The following is a 16,428-nucleotide window of genomic DNA, read 5'->3' on the forward strand; positions in this document are numbered from 1 at the left end:
GAGCGGCTGCCGCATGCCTCGTCGGTCGCCGACTATGAAGCACTGCTGCCGTGGAACTGCTCGCCAGAGATGCCACGGTAATCGGTTACCCAAGGACTGGATAGGTGGGGTTTATGGATCGCACTCCCAATAGCACCCGTCATCGGCTGAGGAGCACCTGTCCCCTTCTGTTCCATATGAGCTTTCGAGTGCTCATAGCTGCGGACCGCCCAAGTGAGAATACGATGTCGCTCCTCTGGAGGCTTGCTTCCCTCTGACGTCCACCACTCTCTACCCAAGACGATCTTCGGGTAGTCGTTCAGGAAGTCGTGAAAAGTTTTCCACTTCTGTGAGGAGTGCATCGTCTGACCGACGGCTATGATTCTGTGATCATGGAACTCAGTGGAAATGATAGGCCTACCGAGGCCTTGTTGCTCACGCCTCTGAAACTCTTGGGCTTCATGACGAGCAAGCGTCATCTGTATCTTCTGGCGCATGCGCGCCCCATTCAGCTTTAGCGCTACGTCGAGACTGTCGATGGAACCATGACATTTTTTAAATTTTCGACCGCTACCGCAAGGGCAAGGATCATTTCGGCCATGCTTCTTGTGCATCGGTATAGGCTTCCTAGAAGGTCAAATTGAGCGCCACGAAATGGCCGCTCAGGCCTATTGTTAATGGCAGCCTCTGGCCGATTGCGGCCCTCGTCGACAAACAACAATCGGCCAAAAGGGGACGTTCAGCATGTGAGATACTCCGACCAATACGGGTATCTCGAAAATAGAGCTACATTGGTCCCTACCGGATCTACAGTCATGTTTTGAAAACTGCCTTATTGAAGCAAAAAGTGGCTATTCCGTAACTTAAAAACCGTAGCGTCATTTTGTGAATTTACGGTGACGCTAATGGTTTGTCTTCGACTGGTGATTATTTTTTTCAACATGACGCGTTAGCAGCTGCACAAGGATGCTTTCCCCTTGTTTCAGGGCTTGATAAGCCAGAGGGCGAGTTGCAGTAGTGTGAGTGAGAGCTGATGCGTTGGCGTACGCCTTTGATACTACCGCTGCAAGCCTCACCGAATGCGCTTCCAAAAGCTCATCCTCACTTGCCACAGCTTTACCTTGCTCGCGCTTATCGGCCCCGAATAAGTAGGTTACTCGTTGTCTTCGTGTTGGTTTGTTCTGATCACGCTCGTACTCAAAGCCTATCTGGGCTTCAACTTCTTCGTTCGGAGCAATTCTATGGAGAGTTAACGTGATCAAATCCCGAATTTCACTGACAGCTCCAGAGTAATTCGGCATATCCTGGCTATATATAGCCCATGCTGAAACATACTTCTCCCGAAGTCCTGTCGTGAGGCCTTCAAGCAAATTTGCTAAACTATTGTCAAAGGCCGCACCTTGTGTAACGTTGCCGTTTTCTTCTTGCCATCGGGAAAAGATTGCACCGAGTCTTTTAATCCGTTTTCCCTTGCGATCTAATTCCGCAATACCCACATGCTGCAATACTTCAAAGGCTTTGCTCGCTGTGTAACCGCCCAACTCTGCGGTAATTACAGAAATTGGTTTAAAACTCCCATCAGTTGGCAGTCCAGCGTATACAAGCTGACTCGTCGTGTCGCAGTACTTCGTCCACCATTCGCTAATTTGCCAAGCACGCTCTTCCTCGAAACTCGTCAAGCTTGAGACCGTTTCATCGAAAATATTATCTTTATTCGAGTTAATAGCTTTTTGCATCGCGTACTGAATGACCATTGGGTGGCCGCCCGTCTCCGAAAACATGTGTGCAGCACAGTCCTCTTCGATACTCAGGTCAGACGGCTCACTCATCAGCTTAAGCATATCCTCATAACTCAGATTTCTAAGACTGCGCCACTGAAGAACATCCATTAGGGGTGACCCAACATCATGCTGCAACGCAGTCATTTCTAGAGCACCTGAAAACACTGCTGAAAAATATCCCGACACTCCAGGGTAGTTACTTAACAACGCGCGCCAGTTGGCGAAAAAAGCACTCGACCAACTGTTTATGATAATGTGCTCAATCTCGTCGAAAATAACAATTATCTTGGGCACAAGCTCTTGTTTATCAATTACTGCAGAAATAGATCTTACAAATTCGGAAAAATCTATAGATGACTCGGGTTTACCTGCCTCTGAAACCAAAACCTGATGAACTTTTAAGTTAATTAGCCCCCAAAGAAGCTCAGCTGTCAGCGGTCGAGGTAGTGCCAACCCGTCAATATAAACCGGTACAAGTATGCTGCCAGATTCTCGCCAGCTATCGAGGCCTGCGACTAGATCACGCTCTACTGCTCTAAGAACAGTTGTCTTTCCCATTCGGCGCGCGCCTGTCAGGCCAAAAGAGTCGCCATTTACGGATGGGAGAGATTCAAGCATCTCATTAATTACAGAGTCTCGTCCGTAGATTAGATTTAAGTTGATCTGATTCCAGCGATAAGGATTTCTCATTTTACACACCTGCTCGTTGACGAAGCCAGGAATGGAGCGAATTTATTGCTATTTGATAGGTGTCGCCTTGACGAGTTATAAGTTGATAACCTATTAAGTGCCTTATGCTTTCATTCGAGATTTTATCTGGCGGCGTACCAATTGCGAGCATTTCCAAAAAAGCCTCTTCTTCAGGAAAGTGTGCATGCAGAAGCTCGGTGATCTGCTCGAATTTGTCACCTTTTTCTTGAATAAATATAGGTATTTCGAGCTTTACCATTTTCTGAGTAACCTGCAGAGGTCTTTGCAAGTGCTTTCTGCTTATAAGACTGCAAAAGACACGTGTTAAAAACGGGTGGCCTCCGCACTCAGCGAATATTTCATTAATGGCCCCATGCTCCCAATACACACTCATCCCTTTTCCCAAGCTCTGAATCATTTGACTTGTATCAGGCTTTGATAATGGCGGAAGAAAAAAGGTTTTGTAGAGAGAAAACACTGGATTTTCACGACCGTCCCAATAGGCCTTCTCACTAATGGACGCATTAGCTGCAACAACTACACTCGAAAGTGCTCCTCTGTAACGATCAGTTTGAGCTAAGCCCCGTAACAGCCCAAAAAACTCCAAATATCCATTCATTGCGGGCTGGTCAGCTAGTGGTAAGCAACGCTCCAACTCATCAAGAATTATAACTAGTCGATTAACACCAGGTAATTTTTTTTCGACAATTGCATCCAATAACTCTCGAATATCTTCGGAGAACAATAAAGCCGGGCTTATCCCCGAGAGAACGGCATCGCTATATCTAGAAAAGCTACCTAGTCGCAGTATGTCGCGCACATTTGGATACTTAGGTGTCAGTCTATCGAGTAGGTCACGCTCAATTTCCCAAAGAACCGGTAAGAAGCTTGCAATTGCGAGCCCTGGACTGGCTTGAATATCAACATACGCGACTGCTTCATCTCTTAATTTTTCGTCACGCAGCTGATACATTAGTGACGTCTTCCCCATTTTCCGGAGACCGAAGAGACCTATGAATTCTCCCTTGTTAACTTGATCCGTTAGCCCAACTAGCAGTCTTTCTCGCCCAAACAATCTGCGCCCCGATACAGGCAATGTACTGTCATATAAGTCCCGAACTCCGAGATATTGGCTGAAGAGTTCTTGAAGGCTATCTTTAGCGTCAAGTGCTGACCGCATCAACTGATCGTCAATCGGCAGGATAGCTTCATTGTTTTCACTAAGCACGCTCATCAAATAATCGCGTACCGCCGGCGCTTTAGGGATAGCGACAAAAGCCAAAGAAGAGTTCAGGAGAACGTCTCTTCCGTTGATCAAGCCGATGGTCGCGTCCGACTTGAGAGACCGTAGGTATTTGCTAAGATCGATTATCTCAGATCTTTTTGGGTTGCTGGAAAAACACCGTATTAAATAACTACCAGATACTCCGAATGATGCTTCAAGCGCAGGATCTTTTATATCCACGACCAGATCACTTACGCCCACTGGAAGTTTTTTTGTGCCCGGTACCGCTGGAGAGAAACCTGATATTTTATCTAAAAATGAATATACCCGCCCAGCCCGGGGATTGGCGGTCAGCGCTCGAAAGCGCATATAGGTCCGATCGCTCTTGTTCAGTTTGTGTGCTGAATCAAGCGCTTCGAATATCTCGCCTGCCTCCTTAAGGCTTTGCACCGCGCCTATCTCGCTTAATACCTGAGCAAGACCATTACGAATTAGAGTGTGGGTAGGAAAGTGACTTAGTCCTTCGCGCAGTATCTGCTCTGCCTCAGGCAAATTTTTTGCGCGCCGCTCCATGTGGCCATACATCACGTAGTAATCCGGAGTGCTTGGACTCTCGGAAATTGCCCGTTTCATCACCTCTTTTGCTTTTTGATGATCGCGCCCGGACCCTTCAGTTAGCATCTTGAAATAAGCTGTAAAAACGCGATACCCTCCCCCCGCTTCTATAGCTTTTTCAAATAAACTTCTTGCGTCGGAAAATCTACCTTCCGTGCGTGCAACGGCTGCTTGCTCATAGAGCTTTTGTGCATCTTCCCCAGGCTCGCTAATTTCTTGATGAATATCGAACTCAAGTACTTCTGTACCACGCATAGTCTCTTCAGCGGTTGTTTCTACGTACTTATCCGATTCCGCTGTATCAGTGTCAGCAGCGCGCTTTGAAGTACTTTCGGGTTCTCGGACTTTCAACTTTGATGCGATTAGCCCCGTGGAACTGTTAACGGCTTCCACGTCGACCTCATCTTTCAGCTTTGGCACCCTTGAGTCGCTCGCAATCACCGAGAACTCAAATTGAACGCGGCGGTTGTCAATCAGCCTGATGAGCCCTTTCCCAAGGGCGTCGTTCAGGGCGTAAACAGTTCCGATGGCCTTTAGTTTTTCTTGTTCAGCATTAATGGCATTCAATGTCCAATTCCTTTCTGACAGAACGATGCTTGAGATCGCATTTCTACGGATTATAGATATTAACAAGCCATCACGACACCGACTTCGAAAATAGATCATCGAAGAGCTGCTTTTTTCGAAATAGAACCTTGCCAGCCAGTCCAGGCTTACGCTTAAGGCTTGTGGCCGCCCAAGGTGGAACGTCCACTATTGGCCGGTAGGGGACCTTCTAGGCGAAAGCCCCTATTTCGATAACACCCGCTTTAATCATCACATACCGCCCCTCCCAGAGTATTCATTGATGTAACACCTATTTGCCATGTAACACGCATATCGGCAAACCAGCCATAGCTGTGTAACGCAAAATAAATCGTTTGAAATCATACATTTATATACTTATGTAACACGCGTAACACCCGTAACACGATTTGTTAGGGTATCCCCCTAGCCCCACTAGTATCGTTCCTCCAGCGAAGGGAGATCGATCAGGCTCTTGGCTTTGGTTCGATAGTGGGGACCCTGGAGCATTCTGGAAGGTACGGGGTAGGAAACCCGCGGAATCGTGCTAGCGGCACTCTTTCCTACGTCGGTTGACAGGTTGACGTGGTTGACATCCATAACCATGGTTGACGCCATGCAGGTGTTCACTATCAGCAACAGATATAGTCACCTTTACCGAAGCTGTAACGATGGGCCTTTTTCTTCAAGATCCTTTCAATTTCAACGATTGAAATTTCAGTAACCTCCAACGTCTCCCGCTAACTCGATCCCGCGGGTTTCATGCCCCGTACCTGCAATAATCTCCCAGGGTCCCCAGCGGGTTTTGGGCCTGTGAACCCTACACACGGCAGATTGGCTTAGTATCGAGTGACCGAGCTACCAACCTGGAGCTCGTCTCAGCTAGGGAAAGTGAAATGGATATGGTTGCTGTTCGATCTGATGCAATGACCTCTGTTGGCTACGATGCTGCCACCAAGAGAATGAGAATCCGCTTTCAGCAAGGGCACTCCTACGACTTCTGTAACGTCCCCCCGACGATCCACCAAGGGTTGATGTCAGCTAGCTCAAAGGGCTCTTACTACAACCGGTACATTCGTGATCGCTACCAGTGCTGAGGGCATGGTTGAGAGGTAGCAAGGAGGGGCATGTATGCCCACATGTATGCCTAACTCACAGAACGCCAACAAAACCTATATATAACAGCACCATACAGGCCCAGTTCAAATGACTGTGTACCACCAAGTACTAAAAACGGCTTACCGAAAGGTAGGCCGTTTTTTTATGCCTCGCGGAAAGTGCTGGGACCGCCTGACGCAGCACCTCGACGCCCAGCTCACTCGCCGAAGTGATTCAGATGATCGGCTGGGTTTGTGTCCTCACCCGCTGATCTGCCAGGTCAATAGTCAGATCATGCCGGGGCAGACTGCCCAGCGTATCGTTCAAGTTCATGCGCAAAGGTTTATCGGGGTCCATTCCGTATTCAAGGTCAGCATTGACGCGCTTCTGCGTGAGACTCAGCCCAGCGCTGCTGGAAAAGCTGAGATTCATAGTGGGTATCGACATGCCGTGGGATTGCGTGGTGGTGTAGCTCAAGCTCAGGTTTTTGACACGCAGATTGGTGCGATCACTCAGGGCACGCCGGATCAGCGGTTCGGTACTTTCACCGGCAAGATGGCTACGCTCTATTGCGCGCACTACCTGCGGCTTGAGCTCCATGCCGAGCTTCACTGAAGTGCCCTCACTCTGGCGCCACTGATCAAGTACCTGGGCAAACTGGGGGTCATCCTTCAACCACTGTTCAATGGCCGCCTTGTTGGCCGGCGCCACATCATCCAGCCACGCATGGCGCCCGTCGTCCCGTAACCCCACACGCGTGACGGAAGACTCGACCGACGTCAGTTGGCGCAGCCCGTTCTTCACCAGGTCCTGCTGGGTGATTAATTTATCCAGTGACTGGCTGATGCCGTGATAAGCGTCCGGCTTCGTTGCTATAGGCGAATGAGTCGTGAGAAACCGTTGCACCGTGGCCAACTGTTGATCAACGGTGTTCCCCGACAGCCCGATCGCAGCCAGCTCCCGCCTGAAAGTCGGCGAGTAAAGCGACACGCTGCGTATGAGTTCATCCATCTGCGACTGAGTAACCGGTTGCGGATGCTTGAACGAAAAACTGAAAGCCTGCGACTCCCCGCGATCAAACTTCACCATCACCGACAGTTCCGGCGACGAGGCCGCCGCCGCGCTGGGCCAGTCACCGTCGGCCCGGCCTAACGCCAACGCATTGATTGGCGCGGTGTTGGCGCCCACGCCAGCCTGCCTGAATAATTGAGCGCTGGTTGTCGTACCTTGGCGGATACCTGTTGCGGTGTGCGTGGTCGACTGGCCCTTGTCCGCATGCGCGAGATTGAGGTTGCCTACCACACCGACGCCAGCGCGGATCACTGAGTCCAACTCGGCGATGTTTTCTTGCGGGGTGTACATCAAGCGCAATTGGGCGAGTACGTCCAGGTTGACGTCACCACTGACCTTGGAACTCTTGCCTGTCGCGTGCTCCTCACCCAACGCGAGCAAGTCGTAGACGGTACCGTTCTCGCCGGTAAGGATCGACATCATCGTGCCAAAGTCTGCCTCTTTCACGTCAAAGGCGATGCTCGACCCGGTGTTTTTCGCCACCGCTGCAGTCAATTCCGCACCCACCCTCAAGCCCGGCCCCACCGCCTCCGGGCCTCGCCCTAGCGTCAGGCCCGAGGCCACCGAGCCGGCCAGCCGCCGCATGTCGTCTGTACTGATCTCAACCCGCGCGCCTTTATCGGTACGGCTGATACTCACACCGTGGGTATGCGACTTGGAGGCTCCCAAGAAAAACTCCACGGGGGCTATGGGTTTTACCCCCGTCACCATCAACCCCACGCTTTGACCTTGGGCCCGGCTCGGCGCGAGGGTCTGGCCACTGCCCAGTTGCTGTACCTGCTGCGTCATTGCCGCCTTGATTGAAGCATCGGTGGGCAACCCCAACAGGCCCGAAAGATGCCAGTGAAGCGCAGAGCCAGGTGTTCCAAGGTCCTTGGCCAACAGTTTGAAGTTGCCATACAACGATTCCGCCTGCTCGTAACTGGCAATACCTTGGCTGGCCAGTGTGTGGACAGGGCTGTCTTTAAACGCCTGCATCGTCTCGCGCAGGGAGGTTTCCAGGCGCTCCAGGCCGCTTGGGCTAACGCCTGACATATCGTCGAGCGCCCGTGCCAGATCCGCCAGTTGCTTGAGCGCGCTTGCATGATGAATCAGGTCGCCCTCGATGAGTGCCGAGGGGTGGTCAAGGTTGCGCTTGCGCTCGGGCGCCCAGGCGGGAAGCGCCAAGCCTTGGCCCTCAAGGTTGGCCAATAGCGCAGCGGTCGATTTTTGCGTCGAGGGGGAGACTCTTTTAAACACTTCATACAGTTGATGCAGCGTCGAACGGGGATCAATCGCCGCCCGGCTCAACGTGGGCCGAGCGTCAAACGCCACGCCATGCACGTCTGCCAGGCGATGTGCGCTTGAATGGCTACTGTGTTCTACGTCAGTCAGCGCTTGGCGGATCTGCTCGGCCAACGCCTGACGCGGCCCCGGCTTGCTCAGGGCTGCGAGCCGCACACCCAGGTCAGCAGGAACTGGCCTACTCTGCGCCAGCACCTTGAGCTGTTCATGCAGGCGTTTATCGTCAGCGTAGATCCCTTCCAGCCCCTTACGGCCTTTGAAATGGTGCTGAATATCCTTACCCACCTGGCTAAGGCCTTCCAGTGGGTGGAAGTGCGCTTTGATCCCTTCGATAAAATTGCGCTTGAGCGGCCCCCCTTCACGGGATTGCCCCATCACCTTGCTGCTGACGGTCAGCGCGGCACCATTGAACTGTGCACGCATCGACGTATCAGCGAATGTATCGGCCAATGACGGTGCCTGGTTCATCGATTGCACCGGGCCCCACTTCATCGTGCTGGCGGTGGCGTTCTCCAGCCGGTGAAACTGCTTGTCCCACCCGCCAAACAAGTGCTTATCGGCACCCATCCGCAGGGACTCCAAGGGCTGGCGATTCGGTAGATCAACCTTGCTCCAGCGTTGCGCGTGCTCGGTTTTGCCCTGCCAGGCCTGGCGATCCAACCTGAACAAGTCGCCTTCCTGGGTATGTGCATACAGATTTCCCGCGTGATCCAAGGCGAGTGTCTTTATGTCAATCGAGGGGATCAGTTCCAACGCCCTGGCGACTCCCTCCTGATGGACCTGCAGTTGGTTTCCCCGATTGACCGTCACAAAATTTCGGCCGTCCGCTACAGCGAATCCGGTCACGGGCTTTTGACTATCCCCGGCGAGCACCTCGCCAAGGGATACGTGTGGGCGCGGCGCGGGAAGTGCGGCCAAGTCGTGACTGGCGCCCTCAATCAACGGGTCGCACACTTTACTGATGGCAACCGCCTTCAATTGCCCCTCTTGCAGCACATACGCGCGACTATCCAACCCACACGCCAGATGTTCGACACCAGGCTGCCCAGCGTTCTCCCAACGTTGGGCCGTCGCATCCCAGGTCAACAGGTGGCTTGCATCGAGTGCAATCTTGCCTCGTTGCCCGAGGTCCACTGCCGTCGACAGCGCTTGCAGGCTGGGCAGGGGCAAACCTTTCTCGATGTGTTTGACCAGCACATCGCTGAGGTTCCATTGCGGGCGGAGTGCCTGTGCGTCACTCAAGGGCACGCTGTGCACTTGAAGGCGTGCGTCGCGCACCTGAGCATTGAGTTGCCCGGCGTCATCATGAAAGAAGCCTTCCACATTGACGGCGCCCTTCAGCGCCCGCTCCAGCGCGTCGACCGTTTGCCTGACCATGGGCAGCTTGTCATCTCGTGCCATGCGCAGGTCGGCACGGACCAACTCACCGTCCGTGGTCGCCCCAAACAAGGTGTTTCCTGACACCCCGATACGCATGAGCTGCACCGGCAAACTTACCTCATCGACCGGACACACAGTGTGGGCGCCAGCCCCTTGAAGATGCACAACAGAAATATCCCGGTCCTGACTCAGCAGCACCGTGGTGCCCCCTTGGGCGCTGCTGTCTGCAAACCCTTCGGGCGTCTTCAGCAGCTGTCCTTCTTTGCTCAGGCCAATACGGGAGAATGCACGGGTATCTGCGTCTGGTTTCCAGGAAAGCGTGAGCGGCTCGAATCGAAACAGCCGTGCGCCATCCAGGCGAAACTGCTGGCCCTGCGCAGTTGTTTGAATGGCGCTGACGCGCCCCAAATGCGCGCGACCCGGGCCGTTACCGGCGCCATCGGCAGCATCGGGAAGGCTGCTTTTGAACACCGCTGCAACAGCAGGCGTGGACTGAATATGAAACAGGTACTGGCGTTCATCCTTCATCCGCAACGTATAGGTACCCGCTGCAGAAGAACCATCGGCTACATAGTGTTTATTCGGCTGGTTGAGGTGCTGGGCGATATCACGCCCCGCAAGCGTCGTATCAGCCTGCACCTTCCCGTTGATGAGTCGGGCATCGAACTGCATTGAGGTGGGTTGCAGTGTTTGATAGTGGAGCAACGACACTGGCGGCGGGCTTTTACGCGGAGGTGTTTGCTGGTGCCATTTCGTCGAGCAATTTCCAAGGGCTTGCTGTAATTTGAGAAGCGGATCTAATCCTGTGTGCATGGTAATGCTCCCAAACAAAATGAATCACAGCTGTCTAGTGGGTACTCGCTATTTTTGGTTCCACCTATGCCCGATCACCACGCCACCTTCATGCGCTCGAAAAAACCTTCCATCTGTATTTTGACGCTCGCTTGACCCACTGTTAGTGTCCGGCTCCCCCCTCAACGGAGTGCTCTCGATGAAACTGGATATCTTTCAAGTCGACGCTTTCAGCCAAACCGTCTTCGGCGGCAACCCGGCGGCGGTCTGCCCGCTGACCGAGTGGCTGAGCGATGAGCAACTGCAGAACATTGCAGCGGAAAACAATCTCTCCGAAACCGCCTACTTCGTCCCTCGTGAGGGGTTCTATGAGTTGCGTTGGTTTACCCCGCAAGTCGAAGTAGACCTGTGTGGCCATGCCACGCTCGCGGCGGCGTGGGTGCTGATCCACCAGATCGCGGATGCGCCAGACGTTTTGCGCTTTGCTACCCGTAGCGGCGAGCTACGGGTAACGCGTCAGGGCGATGAACTGGCGATGGACTTCCCCGCCAAGCAACCTCAGCGCTGCGAACCGCCCGCGGGCATGTTGAGCGCGCTGGGCATTGAACAGGCCGAAGTGTTCTGCACCGATGACTACATCGTGCTGCTCGAAGACGAAGCCCAAGTTGCCGCATTGACGCCGAATTTCGCAGCCCTCAAGGGCCTGCCCAAGCGCGGGATTGCGGTAACGGCCAAAAGCACGCCGTTTGATTTTATCTCCCGTTGGTTCGGCCCGAATGTGGGCGTGAATGAAGACCCTGTTACCGGATCGGCCCACACTTCATTGGCGCCGTTCTGGGCCGAACGCTTGGGCAAGTCGCAACTGACCGCAGAACAAGGCGGCAAGCGCCGTGGCCAATTGCGCTGTGAACTCGAGGGTGACCGCGTGATCATTTCCGGTCATGCGGTGCTCTACCTGCAAGGCACGATTTATCTGTAAAAACGCAGTAACCAAGGACAACAGATCATTCTCAAAATGAACGGAGTTCAGCGCGTGTTTTCGATTTCTCGCCGTCAACTGTCAGTGGTTGCCGCAGCCCTCGCCCTGGCTGCCTGCCACACGCCTGTCAACGAACAGCCACCGGCACCGGAGCTGGGTTCAGGCTATCGCACCGACCTCACGACCCAACACGCCGAGCGTCATATGGCCGCCGCCGCCAACCCTCTGGCGGCCGAGGCCGGACGCGAAATGCTGCGCATGGGCGGTTCGGCGATTGATGCGGCGATTGCGATGCAAGCGGTATTGACCCTGGTGGAGCCGCAATCATCGGGCATCGGCGGGGGTGCATTCATCATGCTGTGGGACGGCAAAAATGTGCAGGCGTATGACGGCCGTGAAACCGCACCAGCCGGGGCAACCGAGCGGTTGTTCCTGAAGGCCGACGGCAAACCAATGACGTTTCCCGAGGCGCAGATCGGTGGGCGCTCGGTCGGTACGCCAGGTGTCTTGCGTGCGCTCGAAATGGCACACGAAAAGACCGGCCACCTGCCGTGGGCCAAGCTGTTCGAACCGGCGATCCGGCTGTCGGAACAAGGCTTCGCGATTTCTCCGCGCCTGCACAGTTTGATCGCGGCCGATCGCTACATCGCGCAATCGCCAGACATGGCGGCGTACTTCCTGAACGCCGATGGCACGCCGAAAGCCATCGGCAGCGTGTTGAAAAACCCGGCACTGGCAGACGTGTTCAAGCGCATCGCCAAGGAAGGGCCGGATGCGCTGTACCACGGGCCGATTGCCGATGAGATCGCCCGCAAAGTGCAGGGCAATCGTAATGCGGGCAGCCTGTCGCTGGCAGATCTGAAGGGCTACACCGCCAAGGAACGCACGCCACTGTGTACTGACTACAGACAATGGAAGGTGTGTGGCATGCCGCCGCCGTCATCGGGTGGGATCGCCATCGCGCAAATCCTCGGCACCTTGCAAGCGCTGGAAGGCCGCGATCCTGGGCTGGCCATCGCAGCGATGCAACCGGTAAAAAGCCTATCGCACGCAGGTTTTGAGCCGACACCCGAAGCGGTGCACCTGCTGGCCGAAGCCGGTCGCCTGGCCTTTGCTGATCGCGCGCTCTATGTCGCCGACACCGATTTCGTCACTGTGCCGGTGGCGGGCCTTGTTGCACCGGACTACCTGGCCAAGCGCGCCACCTTGATCGGCGAGCGCAGCATGGGCATCGCCAAGCCAGGCTTGCCAGCAGGTATCCAGGTGGCTTACGCACCCGATCGCTCGCCGCTGCGCATCTCTACCTCGCAAGTGGTGGCCGTGGATGACCAGGGAGGCGCCGTGTCGATGACCACCACGGTGGAAGCGGCGTTTGGCTCGCATGTCATGGTCCAGGGCTTCTTGCTTAACAACCAGATGACCGACTTTTCGTTTATTCCCGAAGAGAATGGCCAGCCTGTTGCGAACCGTGTCGAGCCCGGCAAACGCCCGCGCTCGACCATGGCGCCGACGCTGGTGTTCGACCGCAAAAGCGGCGAGTTACTGGCCACGGTCGGCTCGCCCGGCGGATCGCAGATCATCGAATACGTGAGCAAGTCCCTGGTGGCGATGCTCGACTGGAAACTCGACCCGCAAGCCGCCATCAGCCTGCCCAACTTTGGCAGCCGCAACGGTGCGACCGAGCTGGAAGCTGGTATGTTCAGTCCCGCATTGAAGCAGGCGCTCAAGGACAAGGGCCATGCAGTGAGCGAGATCGATATGACCAGCGGCATCCAGGCCATCGTTCGCACGCGGGATGCCCAGGGGAAGGTGTCACTGAGCGGCGGCGCCGACCCTCGGCGTGAAGGCCAGGCCGTCGGCGACTGAACACTTCAATCAACGGAGAAAGCGCCCGTGCAGCAGGCAGAGGTGTTCATCTGCATGCAGCAGGCGTTCGACGAGAGCAGATCGAGGTGAGTAAGGTATGTACTTACTGCACCTCACCCACGTTTGCCAGCTATCGCCGCAGGACGCATCACCCGGAGGAAGCGAAGACACTGATCTATTCGTGGATTGCTCCCTCGCCACACGCCGCCAGCCTCACCGACTGACCTTCAGCCCCTTACGCCCCGCATGCCGCTCCAGCGCCAGTTCAATCAACCGGCTCACCAGCTCGTTGTAGGTCATCCCCGCCGCCTGCCACAGCTTGGGGTACATGCTGATACGGGTGAAGCCGGGCAGTGAGTTGATTTCGTTGATCAACACTTCGCCGGCATCGGTGAGGAACACGTCGACCCGCGCCAGGCCGGAACAGCCCAGCACTTCAAACGCCTCAATGGCCAGCCCGCGAATGCGCTCGCTGGCGTCGTGGCTGATATCGGCCGGCACCACCACTTGGGCAGCCTGGTCGTCGATGTATTTGCTGTCGTAGGAATAGAAACCGTTGCTCACCACGATTTCGCCACAACCACTGGCGATGGGGTGTTCGTTGCCCAGCACGGCGCATTCGATTTCACGGCCTTGGACGGCGGATTCAACCAGCACTTTTTCATCGAAGCCCAGGGCCAATTCGATGGCAGCCTGGTATTCGGCCTGGTCGCCGACCTTGCTCACGCCTACCGAGGAGCCTTGATTGGCGGGTTTGACGAACATCGGCAAGCCGAGCTTGCTCACCGCCGTCGCAAAGGACGTACGCGGCGCATTGCTCCGGGTCAGGGTGATGAACGGTGTAACGGCAATCCCGGCATCGCGCAGCAGGCGCTTGCTGATGTCCTTGTCCATGCACACCGCCGAACCGAGTACGTCCGAGCCGACGAAAGGCAGGTCAGCCATGCGCAGCAGGCCTTGCAGGCAACCGTCTTCGCCGAGGGTGCCGTGGACGATAGGAAAGATCACATCGACATGTTCCAGCAGGCCGGCGCCAGAGGTTTCCACCAGTTGCTGGCTGGCCTTGCCGGGCACTACAGCCAGTTCGCGGTTGGACCGGTTCAGGGCGATCAGGGCCGGGTCTTCCTGGTTGAGCAAGAAGTTCGACGTGTCGTTGAGGTGCCAGTGGCCGGCCTTGTCGATGCCGATCAGCACCGGCTCGAAACGTGAGCGATCCAGCGCATCGACGATGTTGCGCGCCGATTGCAACGAGACTTCGTGCTCGGCCGAACGGCCACCAAAAATAATACCTACCCGCACCTTGCTCATGACCCTGCCTCACTGTTGAAAGTAAGGTTTCTTACCACGGGCGGTCAGCGATTCGCTACCAGATGTGCGCCAAACAACAAGTAGCAGCCCCCGGCAAAGCGGTCGAGCCACTTACGCGAGCGGCTGTAAACGTTAGCCATACGCTCGCTGGAAAACACCAAGGCCACGCAGGAATACCAACTGAACGACAAGGTCGCCATGATGATCACCGCCAGTGTCAACAGCATCGGTGATGGCGAAGGCGGCATGGTGGAGGCGAAGATGGTCGCCACAAACAGCGCTGCCTTCGGGTTGGACAGATTACCCAGCAGCCCCAGGCGCCATGCAGAGAACAGCGAACGACGCGCCTCATCCGGCAGCAACTTCTGGCTCATGGTCGGTGCCGAGCGCTTGAAGAGTTTCAAGCCAAGATAAATCAGGTAGCAGCCGCCGATGATCTTGAACGCCATGTACAGCATTGGCGCGGCGGTAAACAGCGACTTGATGCCAAGGCCTCCCGCCAACCCCCACATGATGGTGCCCGTAGCCACACCGGCTGACGCCACCACACCATGGCGGCGCGAACAACTGGCGGCCAATTGCGCCGTGTTGAAGAAGTTAGGCCCCGGCGTCACCACCGCGACAGTCCAGAGCAACGCCAGCGACAACAACGGAGCAGCGTACGGCAGGTGGGTGAGCAGCATCGAATGATCCTTCTTCGCGGTGTGAACAAGACCCTACGGGTCGGCAGCCGGCTCTGGCATATGTACAAGCAAATCACCGGGCTGGCAATCCAGATAGGCGCAGATAGCATCCAGCGTCCCCAACCTGATGCCTTTGACCTTGCCTTGTTTAAGCAACAACAGGTTTTGTTCGGTAATCCCGATGGCGGCTGCTTCCACGGCGACACACTCGCACAATCGTTCAAGACCCGGCAGACAACCTTCCGCAGACTGGGTTAACGTGTTTCCACCTCTTTTTTGTGACCACTCACCATGGGCAAACCCTCCGTCACCCTCGATTGGCTGCACCGCGCCCCGCACGCCAATGGCCTGGACCGTATCGAGGCGTACTTTGCCGGCTTCGCCTTTGACCCGCATCGCCACGACACCTACGCGATCGGGCGCACGTTGACTGGCGTGCAAAGCTTTCACTATCGCGGTGCCATGATCCACAGCCTGCCTGGCACAACCATGGTGCTTCACCCGGATGAGACCCATGACGGTCACGCCGGCAGTGACGAAGGCTTCAAGTACCGGATGATTTACGTCGAGCCATCGCTGATCCAGCAGATCCTCGGCGGTAAGCCGTTGCCGTTTATCCCCAGTGGTCTATCCACAGACCCAAGGCTGTTCCGCGCCAGCGAAGTGCTGCTGCAAAACTTGGATAACCCCCTCGACCCGTTGCTGGAGCAGGACGCCCTATTCGATTTGGCCCATGCGCTGAGCAACGTCTCGGGCGGTATCGTCAGCCGCAAGACCTTCGATTACGTCGCCGCCGAGCGCGCCCGGAAGTTTATCCACAGCGCCTTGGGCCGCACCATCACCCTGGATGAAATGGCCGACCACGCCGGCCGGGATCGCTGGGCGCTATCGCGGGATTTTCGCTTGCTGTTCGGCACCAGCCCCTACCGCTACCTGACCATGCGTCGGCTGGACCTGGTGCGCAGCCTGTTGGCCCAGGGCCGGTCGCTGGTGGACGCGGCGTTGACCGCGGGGTTCACCGACCAGAGCCACATGACCCGGCAATTTCGCAGCACCTACGGCATGCCACCGTCGCGTTGGGTGAAGATGCTCGGGCGCTGAAACCCCCAACCT

General features: G+C 55.6%; 9 protein-coding genes and 3 pseudogenes. 5 read left to right on the forward strand and 7 right to left on the reverse strand.

Annotated elements, in window-relative coordinates; translation table 11 throughout:
• Nucleotides 1-521: 521 nt before the first annotated feature.
• The 3 genes and pseudogenes from AACY44_RS26535 to AACY44_RS26545 all read right to left on the reverse strand — a co-directional run.
• Nucleotides 522-593, reverse strand: a pseudogene (locus AACY44_RS26535) (SEC-C metal-binding domain-containing protein); the annotation flags it as partial.
• 288 nt (nt 594-881) lie between these two features.
• Nucleotides 882-2,450 (reverse strand): pPIWI-associating nuclease domain-containing protein, encoded by a 1,569-nt coding sequence (locus AACY44_RS26540; RefSeq protein ID WP_339531385.1) that lies wholly within the window; start codon nt 2,448-2,450, stop codon nt 882-884.
• 1 nt (nt 2,451) lies between these two features.
• Entirely contained in the window at nt 2,452-4,857 is a 2,406-nt protein-coding gene (locus AACY44_RS26545) for a hypothetical protein (protein WP_339531387.1), read from the reverse strand.
• A gap of 923 nt (nt 4,858-5,780) precedes the next feature.
• Here AACY44_RS26545 and AACY44_RS26550 point away from each other — a divergent pair.
• Complete coding sequence (locus AACY44_RS26550) at nt 5,781-5,951, forward strand: KTSC domain-containing protein (protein WP_256097810.1); 171 nt, start codon at nt 5,781-5,783, stop codon at nt 5,949-5,951.
• A 235-nt stretch (nt 5,952-6,186) separates the two neighbouring features.
• Here AACY44_RS26550 and AACY44_RS26555 read toward each other — a convergent pair whose 3' ends face one another.
• Entirely contained in the window at nt 6,187-10,500 is a 4,314-nt protein-coding gene (locus AACY44_RS26555) for an AvrE-family type 3 secretion system effector (RefSeq protein WP_339531389.1), read from the reverse strand.
• A 178-nt stretch (nt 10,501-10,678) separates the two neighbouring features.
• Here AACY44_RS26555 and AACY44_RS26560 point away from each other — a divergent pair, with 178 nt between their 5' ends.
• The 3 genes and pseudogenes from AACY44_RS26560 to AACY44_RS26570 all read left to right on the forward strand — a co-directional run.
• A complete protein-coding gene (locus tag AACY44_RS26560) occupies nt 10,679-11,458 on the forward strand; it encodes a PhzF family phenazine biosynthesis protein (RefSeq protein ID WP_339419677.1) in 780 nt (259 codons plus the stop codon).
• 36 nt (nt 11,459-11,494) lie between these two features.
• Nucleotides 11,495-13,324 carry a gamma-glutamyltransferase gene (gene ggt / locus AACY44_RS26565; RefSeq protein ID WP_339531391.1) on the forward strand — a complete coding sequence of 610 codons (1,830 nt, stop codon included), beginning with the start codon at nt 11,495-11,497 and terminating at the stop codon, nt 13,322-13,324.
• 50 nt (nt 13,325-13,374) lie between these two features.
• Nucleotides 13,375-13,548: pseudogene (locus tag AACY44_RS26570) on the forward strand (laccase domain-containing protein); the annotation flags it as partial.
• Here the strand turns inward: AACY44_RS26570 and ddlA are convergent.
• The 3 genes and pseudogenes from ddlA to AACY44_RS26585 form a co-directional block, all read right to left on the reverse strand.
• Complete coding sequence (gene ddlA, locus AACY44_RS26575) at nt 13,538-14,632, reverse strand: D-alanine--D-alanine ligase (RefSeq protein ID WP_339436865.1); 1,095 nt, start codon at nt 14,630-14,632, stop codon at nt 13,538-13,540. The pseudogene AACY44_RS26570 and the gene ddlA sit on opposite strands and share 11 nt — an antisense overlap.
• 44 nt (nt 14,633-14,676) lie before the next feature.
• The gene (locus AACY44_RS26580) at nt 14,677-15,315 is read right to left on the reverse strand and encodes a LysE family transporter (protein WP_339436866.1); all 639 of its coding nucleotides are present in this window, start codon (nt 15,313-15,315) and stop codon (nt 14,677-14,679) included.
• 33 nt (nt 15,316-15,348) lie between these two features.
• Nucleotides 15,349-15,507, reverse strand: a pseudogene (locus AACY44_RS26585) (helix-turn-helix domain-containing protein); the annotation flags it as partial.
• 99 nt (nt 15,508-15,606) lie between these two features.
• On the opposite strand from AACY44_RS26585, the gene AACY44_RS26590 reads away from it, so the two are divergent.
• Nucleotides 15,607-16,416, forward strand: a complete 810-nt coding sequence (locus AACY44_RS26590; RefSeq protein ID WP_339493377.1) for an AraC family transcriptional regulator — start codon at nt 15,607-15,609, stop codon at nt 16,414-16,416.
• Nucleotides 16,417-16,428: the final 12 nt, after the last annotated feature.

The organism is Pseudomonas sp. RA_15y_Pfl1_P11, assembly GCF_963970975.1.
Classification (GTDB): Bacteria; Pseudomonadota; Gammaproteobacteria; order Pseudomonadales; family Pseudomonadaceae; genus Aquipseudomonas; species Aquipseudomonas tritici.